Origin of the sequence: Mesorhizobium sp. ISC25 (genome assembly GCF_042295465.1) — a bacterium.
Taxonomy (GTDB): Bacteria; Pseudomonadota; Alphaproteobacteria; order Rhizobiales; family Rhizobiaceae; genus Mesorhizobium.
On the sequence record NZ_CP135441.1, the window covers coordinates 2,148,178 to 2,165,643 of the forward strand.

16 protein-coding genes are annotated in these 17,466 nt (G+C 62.7%); 8 read left to right on the forward strand and 8 right to left on the reverse strand.

All coding sequences use genetic code 11. The annotated features are described in order from the left end of the window. The first annotated feature begins 146 nt into the window (after positions 1–146). The 4 genes from RQ479_RS10920 (at position 147) to RQ479_RS10935 (ending at position 4,909) form a co-directional block, all read left to right on the forward strand. On the forward strand, positions 147–2,306 hold the full coding sequence (locus tag RQ479_RS10920; RefSeq protein WP_376705061.1) for a transglycosylase domain-containing protein: 2,160 nt from the start codon (positions 147–149) through the stop codon (positions 2,304–2,306). Between the two features lie 97 nt (positions 2,307–2,403). Then, positions 2,404–2,988 (forward strand): DUF1214 domain-containing protein, encoded by a 585-nt coding sequence (locus RQ479_RS10925; RefSeq protein ID WP_376705062.1) that lies wholly within the window; start codon positions 2,404–2,406, stop codon positions 2,986–2,988. After that, positions 2,981–3,529: a DUF1254 domain-containing protein gene (locus tag RQ479_RS10930; protein ID WP_352468921.1), complete on the forward strand. Its 549-nt coding sequence runs from the start codon at positions 2,981–2,983 to the stop codon at positions 3,527–3,529. Before RQ479_RS10925 ends, RQ479_RS10930 begins: the two co-directional genes overlap by 8 nt. A gap of 387 nt (positions 3,530–3,916) precedes the next feature. Then, positions 3,917–4,909: a DUF2336 domain-containing protein gene (locus RQ479_RS10935; RefSeq protein ID WP_376705063.1), complete on the forward strand. Its 993-nt coding sequence runs from the start codon at positions 3,917–3,919 to the stop codon at positions 4,907–4,909. A gap of 10 nt (positions 4,910–4,919) precedes the next feature. Here RQ479_RS10935 and RQ479_RS10940 read toward each other — a convergent pair whose 3' ends face one another. The 3 genes from RQ479_RS10940 to RQ479_RS10950 form a co-directional block, all read right to left on the reverse strand. Next, the gene (locus RQ479_RS10940; RefSeq protein WP_376705064.1) at positions 4,920–5,267 is read right to left on the reverse strand and encodes a DUF1491 family protein; all 348 of its coding nucleotides are present in this window, start codon (positions 5,265–5,267) and stop codon (positions 4,920–4,922) included. A 94-nt stretch (positions 5,268–5,361) separates the two neighbouring features. Next, the gene (locus tag RQ479_RS10945; RefSeq protein WP_376705065.1) at positions 5,362–6,129 is read right to left on the reverse strand and encodes a peptidoglycan-binding protein; all 768 of its coding nucleotides are present in this window, start codon (positions 6,127–6,129) and stop codon (positions 5,362–5,364) included. Next, the gene (locus RQ479_RS10950; RefSeq protein ID WP_376705907.1) at positions 6,104–7,849 is read right to left on the reverse strand and encodes an ATP-binding protein; all 1,746 of its coding nucleotides are present in this window, start codon (positions 7,847–7,849) and stop codon (positions 6,104–6,106) included. Before RQ479_RS10950 ends, RQ479_RS10945 begins: the two co-directional genes overlap by 26 nt. Positions 7,850–8,368: 519 nt before the next feature. On the opposite strand from RQ479_RS10950, the gene RQ479_RS10955 reads away from it, so the two are divergent. Both RQ479_RS10955 and RQ479_RS10960 read left to right on the forward strand, forming a co-directional pair. Then, positions 8,369–8,737: a DUF5330 domain-containing protein gene (locus RQ479_RS10955; RefSeq protein WP_352468925.1), complete on the forward strand. Its 369-nt coding sequence runs from the start codon at positions 8,369–8,371 to the stop codon at positions 8,735–8,737. A gap of 110 nt (positions 8,738–8,847) precedes the next feature. Continuing rightward, positions 8,848–9,276 carry a SufE family protein gene (locus RQ479_RS10960; protein WP_352468926.1) on the forward strand — a complete coding sequence of 143 codons (429 nt, stop codon included), beginning with the start codon at positions 8,848–8,850 and terminating at the stop codon, positions 9,274–9,276. Positions 9,277–9,387: 111 nt separating this feature from the next. On the opposite strand, the gene RQ479_RS10965 is transcribed toward RQ479_RS10960, so the two are convergent. Both RQ479_RS10965 and RQ479_RS10970 read right to left on the reverse strand, forming a co-directional pair. Continuing rightward, positions 9,388–9,813 (reverse strand): MucR family transcriptional regulator, encoded by a 426-nt coding sequence (locus RQ479_RS10965; RefSeq protein ID WP_023677844.1) that lies wholly within the window; start codon positions 9,811–9,813, stop codon positions 9,388–9,390. 414 nt (positions 9,814–10,227) lie between these two features. Beyond that, positions 10,228–10,599 carry an SH3 domain-containing protein gene (locus RQ479_RS10970; protein ID WP_376705908.1) on the reverse strand — a complete coding sequence of 124 codons (372 nt, stop codon included), beginning with the start codon at positions 10,597–10,599 and terminating at the stop codon, positions 10,228–10,230. 114 nt (positions 10,600–10,713) lie between these two features. Here RQ479_RS10970 and RQ479_RS10975 point away from each other — a divergent pair, with 114 nt between their 5' ends. Beyond that, positions 10,714–12,843: a S9 family peptidase gene (locus tag RQ479_RS10975; RefSeq protein WP_376705066.1), complete on the forward strand. Its 2,130-nt coding sequence runs from the start codon at positions 10,714–10,716 to the stop codon at positions 12,841–12,843. A 90-nt stretch (positions 12,844–12,933) separates the two neighbouring features. Then, positions 12,934–13,317, forward strand: a complete 384-nt coding sequence (locus RQ479_RS10980; protein ID WP_292658453.1) for an SET domain-containing protein — start codon at positions 12,934–12,936, stop codon at positions 13,315–13,317. Here RQ479_RS10980 and RQ479_RS10985 read toward each other — a convergent pair. From RQ479_RS10985 to RQ479_RS10995, 3 genes are all read right to left on the reverse strand, one after another. Further along, positions 13,314–15,908: an AMP-binding protein gene (locus tag RQ479_RS10985; protein ID WP_376705067.1), complete on the reverse strand. Its 2,595-nt coding sequence runs from the start codon at positions 15,906–15,908 to the stop codon at positions 13,314–13,316. The two genes, RQ479_RS10980 and RQ479_RS10985, sit on opposite strands and share 4 nt — an antisense overlap. A gap of 114 nt (positions 15,909–16,022) precedes the next feature. Next, positions 16,023–16,973 (reverse strand): c-type cytochrome, encoded by a 951-nt coding sequence (locus RQ479_RS10990; protein WP_376705068.1) that lies wholly within the window; start codon positions 16,971–16,973, stop codon positions 16,023–16,025. A 9-nt stretch (positions 16,974–16,982) separates the two neighbouring features. Continuing rightward, the gene (locus tag RQ479_RS10995; protein ID WP_376705069.1) at positions 16,983–17,426 is read right to left on the reverse strand and encodes a c-type cytochrome; all 444 of its coding nucleotides are present in this window, start codon (positions 17,424–17,426) and stop codon (positions 16,983–16,985) included. Positions 17,427–17,466 lie beyond the last annotated feature (40 nt).

Genomic DNA, 17,466 nt, shown 5'->3' on the forward strand with positions numbered 1-17,466 from the left:
AACCTCCCGCTATATCTTCACCGCCCTTATCTTCATCGCCCTTGTAGGCAGCGCCAAAATGGACGAATAGTCATAGCGGCGCGCCGCCGTGAAATTGCCGGCATGCGGTTTCTCAGTTGGCGGCATCCCCGCAGCCGGATCCTGGAATGGCCAGTCCTTTGGAACCACGCAAGAAAAGAGGTCCGATCGCTGCAAGGCTGCTGGCGGTGGATGCGTGGATCGATTCCTCGGTCTACGAAATCGGCTTCAGGGCGCGCCAGTTCTGGGAGGCGGCGACCATCTTCTCGCGGCGTTTCCGCGTCGGCGGCTGGCGCCGCAGCCTGATCGAACTGTTGAGTGAAGGCTTTACGCTCGGTGCCGGCGGCATCGTCGTGCTTTTGGCGCTGGCCTTGCCGGCCTTCCAGATAACCGCCGGCGACTGGCGCACGCAAGGCGACTTCGCAGTCACCTTCCTCGACCGCTACGGCAACGAGATCGGCCAGCGCGGCATCATCCAGCGCGATTCGGTGCCGGTCGACGAGATGCCCGACCATGTCATCAAGGCGGTGCTGGCCACCGAGGACCGGCGCTTCTTCGACCATTACGGCATCGATGTACTCGGCCTGTCGCGCGCCATATTCGAGAATGTGCGGGCAAATTCCGTCGTCCAGGGTGGCTCGAGCATCACCCAGCAGCTGGCCAAGAACCTGTTCCTGACCAATGAACGGACGTTCGAGCGCAAGATCAAGGAAGCCTTCCTGTCGCTGTGGCTCGAAGCCAATCTGTCGAAGAAGGAAATCCTGCAGCTTTACCTCGACCGCGCCTATATGGGCGGCGGCACCTTCGGCATCGAGGCGGCAGCCGATTTCTATTTCGGCAAGAGCGTCAAGGACCTGAACCTCGCCGAGGCGGCGATGCTGGCCGGCCTGTTCAAGGCGCCGACCAAATATGCGCCGCACATAAACCTGCCCGCCGCCCGGGCGCGGGCCAATGTGGTGCTGTCCAACCTGGTCGATTCCGGCTTCATGACCGAAGGCCAGGTGCTGCAGGCAAGATTGCACCCGGCCGAAATCGTCGACCGCGGCGAGCAGAAGAGCCCCGACTATTACCTCGACTGGGCCTTCGACGAGGTCAAGAAGATCGCCGCCAAAGGCGGCCCGCACTCGCTTGTCGCCCACACCACCTTCGATGCCAACATCCAGAAGGCGGCCGAAGAATCGATGGAGTTCCACCTCCGCCAGTTCGGCAAGGAATACAACGTCACCGAGGGCGCCATCGTCGTCATCGAGACCAATGGCGCGGTCAGGGCGATCGTCGGCGGCCGCGACTACGGCGCCAGCCAGTTCAACCGCGCCACCAAGGCGCTTCGCCAGACCGGCTCCTCGTTCAAGCCCTATGTCTATGCGACGGCGATGGAGCATGGCTTCACGCCGGATTCGGTGGTTTCCGGCGGCCCCATCTCCTGGGGCAGCTGGTCGCCCCACAATTACAATGGCGGGTCGGCCGGCAAGGTGACGCTGATCACGGCGATGGCCAAATCGATCAACACCGTGCCGGTGCGGCTGGCCAAGGATTATCTCGGCATCAAGCCGATCAAGGCGATGGCCGAGGCGATGGGCGTCGAGTCGCCGCTGGAATCACACAAGACTATGGTGCTCGGCACGTCGGGCATGACTGTAATGGACCAGGCGACGGGCTACAGCGTGTTCGCCCAGAACGGCTTTGCCGGAACCCGGCACGGCGTCAGCCAACTCTTCACCCGCACCGGCGAGGTGGTCTACGACTTCGCCAAGGATGCGCCGCCGCCGCACCGGGTGCTGTCGGAGCAGGCGCTCAAATACATGAACACCATGCTGGCGGCGGTGCCGGTGATCGGTACAGCCCGGCGCGCGGCCCTTCCAAACATCGTTGTCGCCGGCAAGACCGGAACGACCCAGTCCTACCGCGATGCCTGGTTTGTCGGCTTTACCGGCAACTACACGGCCGCCGTCTGGCTCGGCAATGACGACTTCACCGCAACCAACAAGATGACCGGCGGCACGCTGCCGGCAATGGTGTGGCAGCGGCTGATGCTCTATGCGCACCAGCACATCGATCTCAAGCCGATCCCCGGCCTCGATCACCCCTTCGTCGATGCCGAAATCGCCGCCAAGGCCGAGGAAGCGGAAAAGAAGAACGCCGAACAGGCAGCAGCCGATGCCGCCGCCGAGCGTCCGCCGGTGCTGTCCAGCCGGACCACCCAGACCCTGAAGGAACTGACCAGGCTGTTCCAGGCGGCCCCCGTGCTCGACGCGCCCGCTGCGCCGGAGACCCTGTCGGCGCTGTGACGGCCAATTGCGCGGGGCCGCTTGCCATAAGGCCCTGCGCCGCGATATCCCCGGGCGGCAATCTTTCTGTCCCCGGCCTTCGGTTCCCTGCCTCCTCATGCTCAAGAACGCCTTCCTGACACTGCTTTCGCTTGCCATCGCCATCGCCGGCGGTGGCGGCAGTGTCTGGTACGCGCTGAAGCTGCAGGACGGCGTCGGCGCCATCAGGATCGGCCAATGGACCGCCTTCCCCGATATCGGCACGCCGACGGCAGATCCCTATTCGAAGGCCCGCGTGGCTCGCGAAGGCGTGCTGGCGCTCGGACAGGCGGAAGGACTGTCCTTCATAGCCGAGCGCGATTCCGGCGGCGAACAGCTCAAGCGGCAATGCACCTACAAGATTGCGGGCGGCTTTCCCACCGCCCGGTTCTGGACGCTTTATGCCGCCGACCAGTCGCTTGGCGTGGTCGAGACCGGCAAGCCGAGGCCGGCTGCCCTGCAGTCCTATCAAGTGCTGCGCCAGGCCGACAATTCGGTGGTCATTTCTGTCGGCAGCCGCCCTGCACCCGGCAACTGGCTGCTGACCAGCGGCGCCGGCAAGATGTATTTGGTGCTTACGTTCTACGACACGCCGATCGCCAGCAGCACCGGTCTCTCGGACGTCACGCTGCCGCAGATCCAAAAGGTCGGCTGCAATGCGTAGCCTGCTGCATGCCGTGCTGCTCGGCCTGCTCGGCGCCGGCATCGTGCACATCATCGTGCTGCTGCTCGTCCCCGAGTTTTCCGAACGCGACGCCTGGTCGCGATTGGCCATGGCTTCGGATCTCTACAAGATGACCAGGCTCGACGCGGAAGCCGGCGGCGCGCCGGTGGTGAAATCGGTCGATCCGCTGTTTTATGCGGCGGCTTGCCGCTTCGACCTTGCGGAGGGGATGGTGCGGGTCAAGGCGCCGGGAAAGGTGCCGTTCTGGTCGATATCGGTCTATGATCGCAGCGGCCACAACATCTACTCGTTCAACGACCACAGCGCGACCGCAGGCGTGCTCGACACCGTTGTACTGACGCCGGCTCAGATGATCGAGGTCCGCAAGGATCTTCCCGAGGAACTGCAAGGGGCCATCTTCGTCGAGGCGCCGATGGAGGAAGGCGTGTTCGTCATCCGTTCGTTCGTGCCCGACGACAGCTGGAAGCCGATCGTCTCGCGGTTTCTCGAACAGAGTTCCTGCGAACTGCAGGATTTTTAAGCCGGTTCCGATGCTCAGTGATGCGGTACCGGCAATGTCCCCGAAGGTCCAGGCTTGTCGGGGCCGGCCGGCCGCGTTTGGCCCGTCAGCGGCCGCTGCTCGTAGCGCACCCCGGGAAAGATAATCACTGCCGCCGGCGCGGTTTGTTGTGCTCGATTGGTTGCCGCCGTTCGCGGCACGAAAGACAGTACCATGCCCATGGTTCGCGTATTCCTCTCGGTTGCCCCGGAGCACAACGCAACGCCTCCATAGTCGATTAAGAAGGCAGTAGGTTAACGGAGCGCTAACGGATCGCCGCTAAATTGATCTTTGTTCTTGGGAAACGCGAAACCGGTACAGCCCGGCAGAGCGCTGTCCAGATCGTGTCGAGTGTCGGGCGTATCCTTCGTGTCAGCTTCGGATTTCAGGCAAATCGCAGCAGGAGCTGAATCGGGAAAGGCCGAAAGGCTGTTTCGTGCGGCGGTATCGGCGTTCTGCTCGCTCACCCGCCCTTCGCGCCGGGAGATCGCGCAGCTCGAAGACTTGACGCTGCCGCTGTTCGACAATGTCTCGGTCGAATCGCGCCGCTACGTCGCGGCAGCCCTTTCCGAATGCGAATATGCACCCGCCGCGCTGGTGCGGCGGCTTTGCCAGGAGCGGGTCGACATCGCCGCTCCGCTGCTCATCCGCTCGCGCGCCCTCAGCGACGTCGACCTGATCGCGCTGATCGGGCGTCACGGCCTGCCGCATGCCCGTGCCATTGCCCGCCGCAAGGATCTCAATCAAACGATCGCGGATCTCATCAAAGTGCTCGAAAGGCCGACGCTGGTACGGTCGCAGCAGCCCGAGGCGACTGCCAGCGCCGCGTCCGAAAACGCCGAAGTGGTTGCGGGCGAGGCCAGCAGGCAGGAGGCTTCCGATGCCGCCGCCGAAACTGTACGCCGCCGGCTGCGATCCATGATGCGCGCCGGTTCGTTCGTCGAGCCGCAAACCTACGTCAAGCTGCGCGAGACCGCACTGACCGGCAATGCGGCGTTCTTCCAGACAGCGCTCGCCGATGCGCTCGAAGTCGATTTTTCAACGGCGCGGACGCTTACCGTGAGCCACAACTACACGCCGCTGCTGGCCGCCCTGCGCGCGCTCGACCTCAGCGAAGACAAGGCGTTCCTGATCACGGCCGCAATCTATCCGACCGAGTTTCCGCACCCGCAAGCGATCCGCATCTTCCTCGACCGCTACCGCCTGCTGCACCGCGACGCGGCATTGGATAGGCTCCGGGGCTGGAAGGCCGACACCGTGTCGAAAATCGTTCGCAAGCCCGGGCGCGTCGCCGCAAATGCCGACCTGCGCAAGCCGAACAACGCCGATATAACCGCCGCCCCAAAGGCGCGTCGCGTCTGAAGGCTTGCCGTTACGACGCCTTGACCGAGATAAGCTCCTCGACGGGAATGGCGCCCGCCTCGATTTCGACCACCCAGATATCCGGATCGAATCTCTTCTCGCGCTCCAGCCGCGCGTCGAAGATGGCGGCATCGTCGCCTTCGCCGAGCAGGCTGAAAAAGCGGTCGTCCGGCCTGGCCGAATCGTAGCTCGTCTGCGGCGCCGGCCCGAACAGCGCCATCTCCCCCAGCCTGCCACGCGCCAGCACGAAAACCGCGCCGGCTTCCGTCGCGCCGCGCTTGACCACGGCGGCAAAGCCGCCGGCGCTGAAAACCCGGCGCAACAGCGCCGACACCCACAGATCGGTGGTTATCCGCATGGAGAATTCCTGGACATGCGGCGGTCCTTACAGCATCGGCCGGAAAACCGTAACCGGTCTTTGCCGAGCGACCGGCGAGCGGCCGTCACGACCCTCAGTTGGTCAGGCCGATCTCACGCATCTTGACGTAGACGATCTCGTCGGGCTCGCCGGTCTCGGGTAGGCCGAACAGCGCCTGGAATTCCTTGATCGCGGCCTTGGTGCGCGCGCCTACGACGCCATCCAATTGCATGTCGTCATTGCCGAACGCTTTCAGTCCGGCCTGGATCTTGATGATGCGGGGATCCGGCGCCACCGCATTTGCCGGTGCGGACGCTGGAATGGCGGCTGGAACAGCGGCCGTTTCGACCGGCCGCGGCACCGGACGCGGAACCACGGCCGCGGTCTTTGGCGTGGCGCCCAGTTGATCCAGCAGGACGCCGTCGATCTCGCCGGAGGCATTCAATCCGACCTTCTGCTGATAGGCCTGGATGGCCTTGCGCGTATTCGGTCCGGGGATACCGTCGACGGTGCCGGAATAGAAATCGAGATCCTTCAATATGCCCTGGACCTGCTCGACGACCGGGTCGCTCTTGATCGGCGCAGCGGCCGGACGCACGATATTGATGGTTGTTTCGGGCTCGTCGCTCTCCGCCCGGGGAAAGCGCTCGATGCTCCTGGTGACGAAAAACGCGCCGGCATGGGGAAAGGGCTGATACCAAAGAGCGTTCGCCGAAACGTAGAACAGCGTCACCAGGAATGCGGTGGAGCCGCCGACCACAACAGGATTGCGCGAGATCAGGCTGCCCAGAGCCATCGCTCCGTGCTCGAAGGCATTGCCGCGGCGTTTGACCGCCTTAGGCTGTTTTGCGGAGCGACCCATTACTCTCCCCTTTGCCACCGTCCGCTCTGGCTTTGGCTGCGGACATCGGCACCACGCCAGTCTTCTCCGTCGAGCGGCCCGTCGGGCCGCTCACGGGAAGGCTGATCGTCACCGTGGTGCCCTCGCCCGGCATGCTTTCGATCGACATTGTGCCCTCGTGCAGCGCCACCAGCCCCTTCACCAGCGAAAGCCCAAGCCCGGTGCCTTCGAAACGGCGGGTATAGTCGTTCTGGATCTGCATGAACGGCTTGCCAAGATTGGCGAAATCTTCCTCGGCGATGCCGATGCCGGTGTCCCGGACCCAGAAATGCAGCCGCGAGCCGATCCGCTTGGCGCCGATGACGACATTGCCGCCTTCGGGCGTGAACTTGATCGCGTTGGAGACGAGATTGATCAGGATCTGCTGCACGGCGCGACGGTCGGCATTTATTTCGCCTGCGTCCGGCGCGATCTGGGCCTGCAGATCGATGGCCTTTGCCTCGGCTTGCAGGCGCATCATCGACTGGCACATCTCGACCGCTTCGCGGAAGCGGAACGGTTCCGGTTCGGTCGCGTAGGCGCCCGATTCGATCCGCGATACGTCGAGTATCGAGGTGACGACGGCAAGCAGGTGCTGGCCCGAATCCCTGACCAAGCCGACATATTCCTTCTGGCGCGAATCCTTGAAGGTGCCGAACATCTCGTGCAGCAGCATGTCGGAAAAGCCGATGATAGCATTGAGCGGAGTGCGCAGCTCATGGCTGACGACGGCAAGGAAGCGTCCTTTCGCCACCTCGGCCGAAGCAGCCGCCTCATTGGCTGCGGCAAGCTCCTGGCGCAGTCCGGCCAGTTCATCGTTCTCGCGCAGAAGAAGCGTGAAGACAGTCCCCTGCCCCGGCGCGCGCATCATCTCGAGCGAGAACGGCCGGTAATTGTCGGCCGTCACGCCGCTGTTCTGCGGCAGCCGGACGCGAAGGTCGAGCCGGCGCGACAGGGCGCCATCGCGCATATCGGCCAGCGCACTGAGGTACGGGACGCGATCAGACAGATGGATGCGATCGAAAAGTCCGGTGCCGAAAAGCAGCTCCGGCGGCAGCCTCAGCATCGTGCGTGCCTTAGCCGAGGCGTCCAGAACCTCGCCATGCGCCGCGATTCGCAGCACGACGGCGTCGATGAGGTCTTCGAGCCGGTCGCTGCCGGCCGGATCGAGCTGTGCGTTGGCGGCGCCACGAAGTGGAGAGACACGCGGAATGAGTGTGAGTGCCCAGGCCAGTGGTACCAGCCAGTGCCATGCGGCGATTTCGGTCTGGTCGAGTGGCAAGACGGAACCGGCTAAAGGCTGCAGCAAGACTGCGACAAGGGCCGATATGGCGCCCCAGATCACGGCACGGCGCGACTGGCCGATCCACCAGGCTTCAAACGGCAGCGCCACCGCAAGCACGGCAACCGGCGAAGCCAGACCGCCGGCAGCAGCGATAAGGGCACCGAGCGCAACGCTGCCGACGACCAAGGCGAGTTGGCCGGCCAGGGTCATCTTGCCCGATGCAGCCACCAGCAGGGCGGCGAACCAGCAAAGGCCGAACGCCGCAAAGATCGCAGCCACAGTCACGGCCGCGCCCATGCCCGACGTGACCAGCGTCACCGCTGCACCCGCGCTGAAGAAAGGAGCCGCCAGCATGACGCCAATGAACCGGCTGTGGCGGCGACGATCGCTCTGACCGAGGACGGACGGATGAACCATCCGTTCGCAACCGGCGGCTATCGCGCCTGGCAACTCGGCGTATCTGGCCTTGATCGCACTCAACTCAACGCACCCGGTCGTGAACGGCCCTGCTTTGCAGGCGGCTTTTGTCGATCCGAAACTCGCATCCAGCGTTTAAGGAATGGATAAGGCTGGGCCGATCGTCCCCCGGCAGGCTGCAAATATCCGGATACCGGCGGGGAAAAACCGGGGCAAATGCCGCCATAGTAAACGGAGCGTTATCCGGACCGCCCGCGGCTGCACCTGCGGCCGATGGCATCAAACTGTCGCCGGTTAAGAAAATGACCAGGAAAAACAATAGGTTGGATGGTTATCAATTGCTGAATAAAATCTGAGCCTTTCGAGGCAAATGAACTTCAAAACGCTTCGTTTCGATTCTGCCTAAAATTTGAGGAAAACTGTTGCTTTCGAGACAAGCCGTCCTTTGCGCGTCTGTGCCAATATCGCGGTACACGGGTCGTCCGGTTCGAATGCATGACCCTCATAAAGGACAGACAGATGGGCTTTCTGATAAGAGCTGCTTTCTGGTTTTCGCTGGTGCTTTTGGCGCTGCCGCTGGGTGCCGGCTCCGATGATGCGGGCCGCGAAAGCGTCGGGCCGCTCCAGGCGCTGTTTGCCGCGCGCGAAGCCGTCGGCGACATCGCCGGCATCTGCGAGCGCAAGCCGGACGTTTGCGAGACCGGCAAATCGGCAATGCACACCATCACCGCCCGGGCAAAGGAGACCGCCAAGATCGCGGCTGCCATGCTGGACGACAAGGCCGCTGAACCCGATACGGTGACGACCACCGGCAGCGTGCCCGAGGAAATCGTCTTGCCGGCGAAAGTCGATTTGCCGCTGAAAGTGCACTTGCCGGCAAAGAACTGACTGTTTCGGCCGAATTCATCGCCAGACCGCAAGGCTTCCCGCGCCCGGCACCTGCGGCGTTTCTCCTCTTTTTCCGTGACGTGGCAGCGCCGGATGACTATATCCGGGGAATGACGACGACGATCCAGACCATCCGGGACGACTTTTCCCTGCTCGACGAGTGGGAAGACCGCTATCGCTATGTGATTGAACTGGGTGAAGCGCTGCCGCCGTTTCCCGACGAGCAACGCATACCGGCCAACAAGGTGCCCGGCTGCGTCAGCCAGGTCTGGTTGACCACCGAACAGGGCGAAGGCGGCGATCCCGTTATCACCTTCAAGGGCGATTCCGACGCCCATATCGTGCGCGGCCTGGTCGCCATCATGCTGGCGCTGTTTTCGAGACGGCCGGCCAGCGAAATCCAGAGGACTGACGCAGAGGCAACGCTAAAGGCGCTCGGACTTGACGAGCACCTGTCGCCGCAGCGCGCCAATGGTCTTCGCTCGATGGTCAAGCGCATCAAGCGTGACGCCGAGGCAGCGCTGAAGCAGACCGCCTGACCGGACGGCAGTTGCCGGCAGCATGGCGGGTTCGACCTTGACCCCATAATACAAAAATACAAAACGGCGCCCGCAGGCGCCGTTTGAGTGTCAAACCGGAAGAGCCGCTTGTCAGCGTCCCTTGCGCTTGCGGCCGAGACCCATCTTCTTGGCGAGTTGCGAACGGGCGGCCGCATAATTGGGCGCAACCATCGGATAGCTCGGGTCCAGGTTCCACTTTTCGCGATACTGGTCCGGCGTCAGATCATAGTGGGTCATCAAGTGACGCTTGAGCGACTTGAACTTCTTGCCGTCTTCGAGACAGATGATGTAGTCGTCATGCACCGAACGCTTCGGATTTACCGCCGGCTTCTGCTTGTCGGCAGGCGGCTGCTCGGCGGCCCCGCCGACGCGCCCGAGAGCGGCATGGACATCGGCGATGAGGTTCGGCAATTCGCCGACCGGCACGGGATTGTTGCTGACATAGGCGGCCACCACGTCGGCGGTGAGCTCGATCAGCGCGTCACTGTTTCTGGAAGGTGTTTCGGTAATATCCATGGCGTTCAGGCCCCAACGAGAATTGTTTCTGTTTGCGCCCGTTCTGATAGGCTGGGCATCGCGCGAACTTGTGCAGGAAAAAGCCTCCGCGATTCGCGTCGCGGTATCTTAATGGGCCTGGGCGGCAAGTAAGTCAATTCGCTTCTTGCGGTCTATTCAGCGATGCAAGTCAAATCTTTCATATTCAGCTTCACTCTTTCGTGCAGAGTGTAACTTTGCCGTTTTTTCTGGTCAGACCAGCATCGACTGACGCTGCGGCAAGCGGCAATTACACAGACGGCAGCAGGTAAATAGAGCTCAATGCTTGATCCTGCCGGCAGCATTACAGCCTGGCCGATCGCCGGATTCAGTAAAATCATAGGTTGCGAAGCGTTACTGTTGCTCGTGAGCCTTCGGCCGGAGCGACGTGCTGCGTCACTGAAACGGGGTGATGTATTTTCCGTAGACCCAGCCGGTGACGAACTGGCCGTTCTGTGCCGGATCGTACCAGACTTCGCACCAGCGATGGCGGATCTTCTGTTTCTGCTGCCAGTACGAATGGTGGGCGAGATCGAGCAGGTTTATCCCACCGGTGCATTTGCCGGTCATCTGCAGAACCGTCCCGTTTGGATAGGCGGCCTGCTTCTGCGAAGTTCCTGAAGGATACTTGCGCACGTTGAGCGTGTCGCCGAACGGCACATTGGCCACTTGCCAAGCCGCAAAGGCAGTTGCATGAGATTGACCGGCATTGGCCAGGGTCATCGCAGCGACGGCGAGGGCCGCGGCAATCCGAGAAAAAATATTCATTGTCCTCTCCTCCGCCCATCTTCTGAAGGCACCACGACAATAGATCGTAGCCCTTGAACCCGCGCTGATCGGCGTGTTCATTCGCCATTCAAGTAACTTCCATAGCGAGACGTAATGACCAAAACCCCAGTGTTTCCGACCGCCACCCCACCGCAGCCGGAGAAGCGGCCGATCTTCGACACGCATCACGGCATGACGCGGACGGACGACTATGCCTGGCTGAGGGCCACCAATTGGCAAGAGATGTTCAGGGATCCGTCCCTGCTCGACGGCCAAATCCGCGCCCACCTCGAAGCCGAGAATGCTCACCAGGCGGCGCTGATGGCCGATACGGTCCAGCTGCAGAAGCAGCTTTTCGCGGAAATGAAGGGACGCATCAAGGAAGACGATTCTTCCGTGCCGATGAAGGACGGGCCTTACGCCTACGGCTCCTCCTTCAAGCTTGGCGGCCAGCAGCCGCGTTATTTCCGCACGGCGCGCGACGGCGGCGACAAGCAGATATTGCTCGACGGCGATGCCGAGGCCGAGCGCAAGCCCTATTTCCGCCTGGGCGGCGTCGACCATTCGGACGACCACAGCAAGCTGCTCTGGGCCTTCGACGACAAGGGTTCCGAATTCTACACGCTGCGCGTCCGCGATCTGGCCGGCGGCAACGATCTGGCGGACAGGGTCCCGGACACCGGCGGCGGCGGTGTGTGGGATGCCGGCAATGACGGTTTTTTCTACACCCGCCTCGACCCCAACCACCGTCCTTCCAAAGTGCTGTTCCATGCGCTTGGCGACAATCCTGAAAACGACCGGCTGATCTACGAAGAAACCGATCCCGGCTTCTTCATGGATGTCGGCGGCACGCGCTCCAACGAGTGGATCATGATCGGCATCAACGACCATGAGACCTCGGAATACCGCATCATGAACGCCAACGATCCGTTCGCAGAGCCGAAGCTGGTTGCGGCGCGCCAGACCGGCCTGCAGTACGAGCTCGAGGAAGGCGGCGACATCTTCTTCATCCTCACCAATGCCGACGGCGCCAAGGACTTCAAGATCATGACGGCGCCGGCCCATGATCCGGTGCGCGCCAACTGGCAGGAACTGGTGCCGCACGAAGCGGGCCGGCTGATCCTTTCGGTGATCGGCTTCAAGGACCACATGGTCCGGCTCGAGCGCAAGGAAGGCCTGCCACGCATCGTCGTACGCGACCGCAAGAGCGGGGAGGAGCACCTGATCTCCTTCGAGGAAGAAGCCTTCTCGCTCGGCCTGTCCGGCTCCTACGAATACGACACCGAGATCATGCGCTTTTCCTATTCGTCGATGACGACCCCGGCGCAGGTGTTCGATTACAACATGCGCACCCGCGAGCGGGTGCTGCTCAAGACCCAGGAAGTGCCGTCCGGCCACGACCCGGAGCACTATGTCACGCGCCGGCTGATGGCGCCTGCCGCCGAAGGCGAACTGGTGCCGATCTCGCTCCTCCACCACCGCGACACGCCGCTCGACGGGTCGGCGCCTTGCCTGCTTTACGGCTACGGCTCCTACGGCATCACCGTGCCGGCCGCGTTCAACACCAATCTGTTTTCGCTGGTCGACCGCGGCTTTGTCTACGCGATAGCCCATGTTCGCGGCGGCAAGGACAAGGGCTATGGCTGGTACGACGACGGCAAGCGGGCGAACAAGATGAACACGTTCACCGATTTCATCGCGGTCGCCCAGCACCTCGTCGCTGAACGCTACACCGCGCATGACCGCATCGTCGCGCAAGGCGGTTCGGCCGGCGGCATGCTGATGGGCGCGGTCGCCAACATGGCGCCGCAGTGCTTCGGGGGCATCGTCGCCGAGGTTCCCTTCGTCGACGTGCTCACCACCATGCTCGACGCCAGCCTGCCGCTGACGCCGCCGGAGTGGCCGGAATGGGGCAATCCGATCGCCTCGGCGGAGGATTACCGGACCATCGCCGCCTATTCGCCCTACGACAATGTCGCCGCACTCGATTATCCGCCGATCCTGGCGCTGGCCGGCCTGACCGACCCGCGCGTCACCTACTGGGAGCCGGCCAAATGGGTGGCACGGTTGCGCGACCGCAAGAGAGGTGAGAATCCGGTGCTGTTCAAGATCAACATGGATTCGGGCCATGCCGGCGCCTCCGGCCGGTTTTCCAGGCTGGAGGAAATCGCCTTCACCTACGCCTTCGCGCTCAAGGTGACAGGCAAGGCCAGGCTTGCCGCTGCAGCCCCGCCCGAAGCCTGATTTTCCGCTCGCAATTGCAAAAGTCGCGCGCTACCCAGTGCGCGGCCTGGTCACAGCCGCCGCCAACACTCAATCACCCAGGGATCTGCCATGTTGCTCGTCGATGTTTATCTCGACAAATCGCCCATCCAGGGCATCGGCGTCTTTGCCAAAAATCACATTCCCCGCGGCACGCTGGTCTGGAAGCTCGACCCGAAATACGATCGCCGCATCGAGGTGGCGGCCTACGAACGGGAAACCGGGCCGGTGAAAACCTATCTCGACCGCTACGCCTACCCGGACCGGCGCGACCCGAACTACATCGTCTTCGAGGCCGACGATGCGCGCTACATGAACCATGCCGACGACCCGAATTGCGACGTCTCGCAGCCGGAGGAGACCTATGCCTCGCGCGACATTGCGCCCGGCGAGGAAATGACCTGCGACTACAATCACTTCTTCGAAACCGGCTTCGACTTCCTCGGCGACCGCTAGACCGAGTGCAATTCCGGCTGGCGTCCCATCGCAGATCTGCTGAGCAGGTTACGAAGACTTGCCCAGGCCTTGCCGGCGACGATACCGATGCCAATGCCGCCCGTAATCGCCAGCAGATGAAAGAACGGAGCCGGTAGCGTGCGTGCCACGGGCGCCAGCAACGCCTCCGGGACGAAGCGGTGCGACAGATAGATAGGAAAGGCAGAGACAGCAATCAGTGTCACCACACGGCCCACCCCGCCCGGCAAGCGAACACGCGGCACGTAAAGAACAGCCAGAAGCGCCGCGAAAATGGTTAGATACTTGACCGTTGTGCCGAGCCAAACTGTCTCCCAGAGAGCGAGATAGCCTAGTACTGCCGCGGCCAACGCCGTCAAAATGAGCTTTCTTGCCGGATTGTCGGCAAAACCGGCACACCAACCGAAGACGGCGAGGTGGAAGACCCAGTAGATCGTAAAGATCTGGCGGTTGCCGATGTCGACGAACGGGGGGATGGAAAAACGCGCAGCGACGGCAAGCCCCAGCAGGCCGAGCGAGAAGGCGAAGGGTCGCACCTGCGCCAACCTGCGCGCGGCCGGCGCGGCGAAGATGAGGGAGAAGACGAGAAGGGTCTGCGCATAGGCCTCGATGAACCAGTAAAGATAGGGAATCATCTCGTGGCGCTCCGGCTCGGCATAGCCGAAATTGCCGGTAAGCGTTATCGAGGCCCAAGGAACTGCCTGCCAGGCGACTGCATAGGCCGCGACGATGAGGAAATAGGGGACCAGGACGTCGATCGCAGGCCTTAGCGCGTGTCGGAATCGACCGGTTAGGAAATGGGTTGACTGGAAGCGGGCCAGGCTGAAGCCGGCGAGCAGCATCATAACGCCGGAGCCGCCGGGAATTGGCCACAGCGTCTCGTGATGTACCACCACCAGCAGGATCGCCATCGCCCTGAGCACCAACTCGGTCGGCAATCCGCCTGCCTCTTTGCGCTTGAAGGGCCATCTCCCACCGCGGTTGCCAAGCTCGGCGATGCTCTGGTGTTCCCAGCCGTCCGGCAGGTGAACATCAAGGCGTTCGAGTTCCATGACCAACTGCAAGAAGCGGAGGGAATCCCCGCCGAGCGTGACGAAACTGTCGTTGCAGCCAACGGTGAGTGGGTAGAATACGCGACGATAAGCACCAAGCACGCTGCCCGTCTCAGAGCGGACCTCCGCCCGTCTTTTCAGCCTCTCCTGCTCAAGGCATGCGTAGTCAATCTTGCCGGAAGCAAGCCTGGGAAAGTTCTCGCGCGCAGCAACGCAAACCAGGTTGGCCGGGAGACGACTGGCCTCGGTGAGGATGCGCTGTGCCCTTCCGGTCATGTCTGCGTCGGTCACATAGGCTTGCAGCCCTTCATCGTCACCCAGTACCGCGGCAGCAATGCCCGCCCGCCCCAGCACCTGCTCCATAATATCGAAGCCGATCCTGAGGCCTGCAATCTTGGCGAAGCGGCTCTTGCGCCCGACAATGCGGAAGAAACCCTGTTCGTCCCGCATGGCAATATCGCCAGTATTCAGTGCCTCGAGTTCGGCGCCGCGTGCGAGGTCACAGCGCCGATCGCCATACCCCATCATCACGTTTGGGCCGCGATAGACAAGTTCCCCAGGAGTGCCCGATTGGCTAATCGGCTTTCCTTCGGCATCGACAAGGCCAAGGCTGCCTCCGGGGATGGCTATGCCGATCCGCTCCTCGCTGTCGGAAAGGCTTTCCGGCGGGACGAAAGCAATGCGCGCCGTCGCCTCGGTCTGGCCATACATGACGAAGAAGCGGCCGCTCTTGGCGTGCATGTGGTCTCGGTAGAGGCGGACAAGGTCGGATCTGAGTTGTCCGCCCGCCACGGTCATCATGCGCAGCGCCTTGAGCTCGGCGGCGCGGAAGCGCGCCCTCTCCAGGAGTTCGTAGGAGTACGGTACGCCGGAAAAATTTGTGCAGCCGGCGTCGCCGATCACCCCGAGGAAATCGCCGTTCATGACCGACACGCCAGGAAAGAGCACGCTGCCGCCGGCAATCAGATGGGAATTGAGGACCGACAGCCCATAGGAATAATGGAGTGGCAGGACCAAAGCGGCCCGGTCGGCGGACGATAGTTCGAGATAGGCTGCGATCGAGCGCGCATTGGCTTCGAGATTGCCGTAGGAAAGCCGTACCGCCTTGGCAGCGCCCGAGCTACCGGATGTCATAAGCAGCAGCGCGAGATCGGGGTGCAACGGCTGCGCGTCCCTCCCGGGACGAGTCTCTTTGATGAGACGCCAGCGGCCATCGGCTGGCCGGAAAGTGAAATCCGGCTGGAAGGCCGCCAGAAAATCATTCCACAGCCTCTCGTCGCAAGGCGGCATCATGGCCACCGCGTGGCCCGCCCGCAGGGCCCCGAGATAAGCGACAACCACATGCTCCGAGGCTTCCGCCGAGATGGCAACGAGTAGCTTTTCTCCTTGTCCCAGCTGCGTGGCGAAGCGCAGCGTACGGCTGTTGAGTTCCGCATAAGAGAGAGCTCGCCCGTCGGCAAACAGAAGGGCCGTGCGACTCTCGCCACGGGCGATTTCGGGCACAAGGTCGATGGAGGGCATGAGCAAGCTTCGGATTACAAGAAAACCAGCCGAAGCGCCTATGATACTTGAGTATTCAAGTCAACTAATACGCAGACGTTTGCAATGCGCCTCGTGACTCCCAGGGTTCCCGGATCAGCTCGACGGCTTCTTGCGAGCCGGATAGCCGTTGGGATGCGGCGGCACGGCTTTCAGATAGGTGGCGATCGCCGAGCGGTCCTCCGGGGTCAGCACGGCCATGTTCCGTTGCACATCGACCATCGCGCCGCCGACCGTATCGAAGTCCGGCGTAAAGCCGGTTTCGAGATAGTTGGCGATGTCGGCTTCGGACCAGTCGGCGATGCCGCCCTCGCCCGACGTGATGTTCGGCACGATGCCGCTGCCTTCGGCGGCGGCGGCACCTGCTAGCCATTGGCTCTTCCTGGTGCCGCCGGTAAGGTCCCGCGGCGTGTGGCATTCGCCGCAATGGCCGGGGCCTTCGACCAGATAGCGGCCGGCCTGCACCGGCTGCGGCGTGCCGTCGGGAAAAGAAACGACCGGCTGGTTACTCAGATAGAGCAGTTTCCACAGACCAAGGCCGCGTCGGACGTTGAAGGGAAACCCCAGCGAATTGGCGGGTGCCTTGCCGGCGACCGCGGGCAAGGTCTTGAGGAACGCATAGAGATCGGCAATGTCGGCCGGCTTCATGCGCGCGTATGAAATATAGGGAAATGCCGGATAGAGATGCTCGCCCGACGGTGACACGCCCTTCAGCATGGCGTTGGCAAAGTCCTCGACCGACCAGGCGCCGATACCGTCCGTTGCGTCTTGCGAGATGTTCGGCGGCACGAAGGTGCCGAATGGCGTCTTGAGTTCAAGGCCGCCGACCAGCTGAAGGCGGGCGTCGCCTTGCGAGCCGGGCTTGGCATGACATGATGTGCAGCCGCCGGCGTAGAAGATGCGCTTGCCCCTCGCGGCGTCGCCAGGACCAAGCTCAGCCAGCGTTGCGGCATCGAGCCTGACCGGAGCCGACAGGAACCAGCCGGCAATCGCTGCGAGGCCGCCCAGAACGAGGGCGGCGCCGACGATCTTCTTCAGCAAGGGCATCGGCCGGGATCAGCCTTTTTTTACCCTGTAGCCCTTGTGGCAGGTGCCGCAGTCGCCGCCGATGGTGTCGAACTGTACCTTCAACGCCTCGGCATCCGCAGGTGCTGCGGCAACCGCTGCCTTGACGTCGGCGAGGTACTTGCCTTCAGCCGTCTTGAAGCCGGCCATGTCTTGCCAGATTTTTGGGGACGCCGTGGTGTCGCCGGTGTCGCTGCCCGCCGGGAAAAGCGTGTCGACGCCGGCATGGAATTTCTCGGCATTGGCCTGCAGTGCCTGCAACGCCGTCAGCACCGAAGCTGCGTCGTAGGGCGTCTCGCCCTTGACCACTTTCGACAAGCCGGCGGCGATCTTGCCACGTTCCTTCATCAGGGCCTGCCGGTCAGCGACCGGGTCGGCAAATGCCGCCGAACCGGCGAAGGCGAGCATCGAGATGGCGAGGATAAGCTTTCTCATTCACTTGGCTCCATGTTGAAGGCAATTCAGGATGCGGTCC

Bases quoted from the DNA above. Each gene is read 5' to 3' on its own strand.
- RQ479_RS10950 (WP_376705907.1), bottom strand. From the start codon at position 7,849: ATGGTTCATCCGTCCGTCCTCGGTCAGAGCGATCGTCGCCGCCACAGC.
- RQ479_RS10965 (WP_023677844.1), bottom strand. From the start codon at position 9,813: ATGGATATTACCGAAACACCTTCCAGAAACAGTGACGCGCTGATCGAG.
- RQ479_RS10995 (WP_376705069.1), bottom strand. From the start codon at position 17,426: ATGAGAAAGCTTATCCTCGCCATCTCGATGCTCGCCTTCGCCGGTTCG.
- RQ479_RS10930 (WP_352468921.1), top strand. From the start codon at position 2,981: ATGCGTAGCCTGCTGCATGCCGTGCTGCTCGGCCTGCTCGGCGCCGGC.
- RQ479_RS10960 (WP_352468926.1), top strand. From the start codon at position 8,848: ATGACGACGACGATCCAGACCATCCGGGACGACTTTTCCCTGCTCGAC.
- RQ479_RS10980 (WP_292658453.1), top strand. From the start codon at position 12,934: ATGTTGCTCGTCGATGTTTATCTCGACAAATCGCCCATCCAGGGCATC.
- RQ479_RS10955 (WP_352468925.1), top strand. From the start codon at position 8,369: ATGGGCTTTCTGATAAGAGCTGCTTTCTGGTTTTCGCTGGTGCTTTTG.
- RQ479_RS10940 (WP_376705064.1), bottom strand. From the start codon at position 5,267: ATGCGGATAACCACCGATCTGTGGGTGTCGGCGCTGTTGCGCCGGGTT.
- RQ479_RS10975 (WP_376705066.1), top strand. From the start codon at position 10,714: ATGACCAAAACCCCAGTGTTTCCGACCGCCACCCCACCGCAGCCGGAG.
- RQ479_RS10920 (WP_376705061.1), top strand. From the start codon at position 147: ATGGCCAGTCCTTTGGAACCACGCAAGAAAAGAGGTCCGATCGCTGCA.
- RQ479_RS10945 (WP_376705065.1), bottom strand. From the start codon at position 6,129: ATGGGTCGCTCCGCAAAACAGCCTAAGGCGGTCAAACGCCGCGGCAAT.
- RQ479_RS10925 (WP_376705062.1), top strand. From the start codon at position 2,404: ATGCTCAAGAACGCCTTCCTGACACTGCTTTCGCTTGCCATCGCCATC.
- RQ479_RS10970 (WP_376705908.1), bottom strand. From the start codon at position 10,599: ATGAATATTTTTTCTCGGATTGCCGCGGCCCTCGCCGTCGCTGCGATG.
- RQ479_RS10985 (WP_376705067.1), bottom strand. From the start codon at position 15,908: ATGCCCTCCATCGACCTTGTGCCCGAAATCGCCCGTGGCGAGAGTCGC.
- RQ479_RS10990 (WP_376705068.1), bottom strand. From the start codon at position 16,973: ATGCCCTTGCTGAAGAAGATCGTCGGCGCCGCCCTCGTTCTGGGCGGC.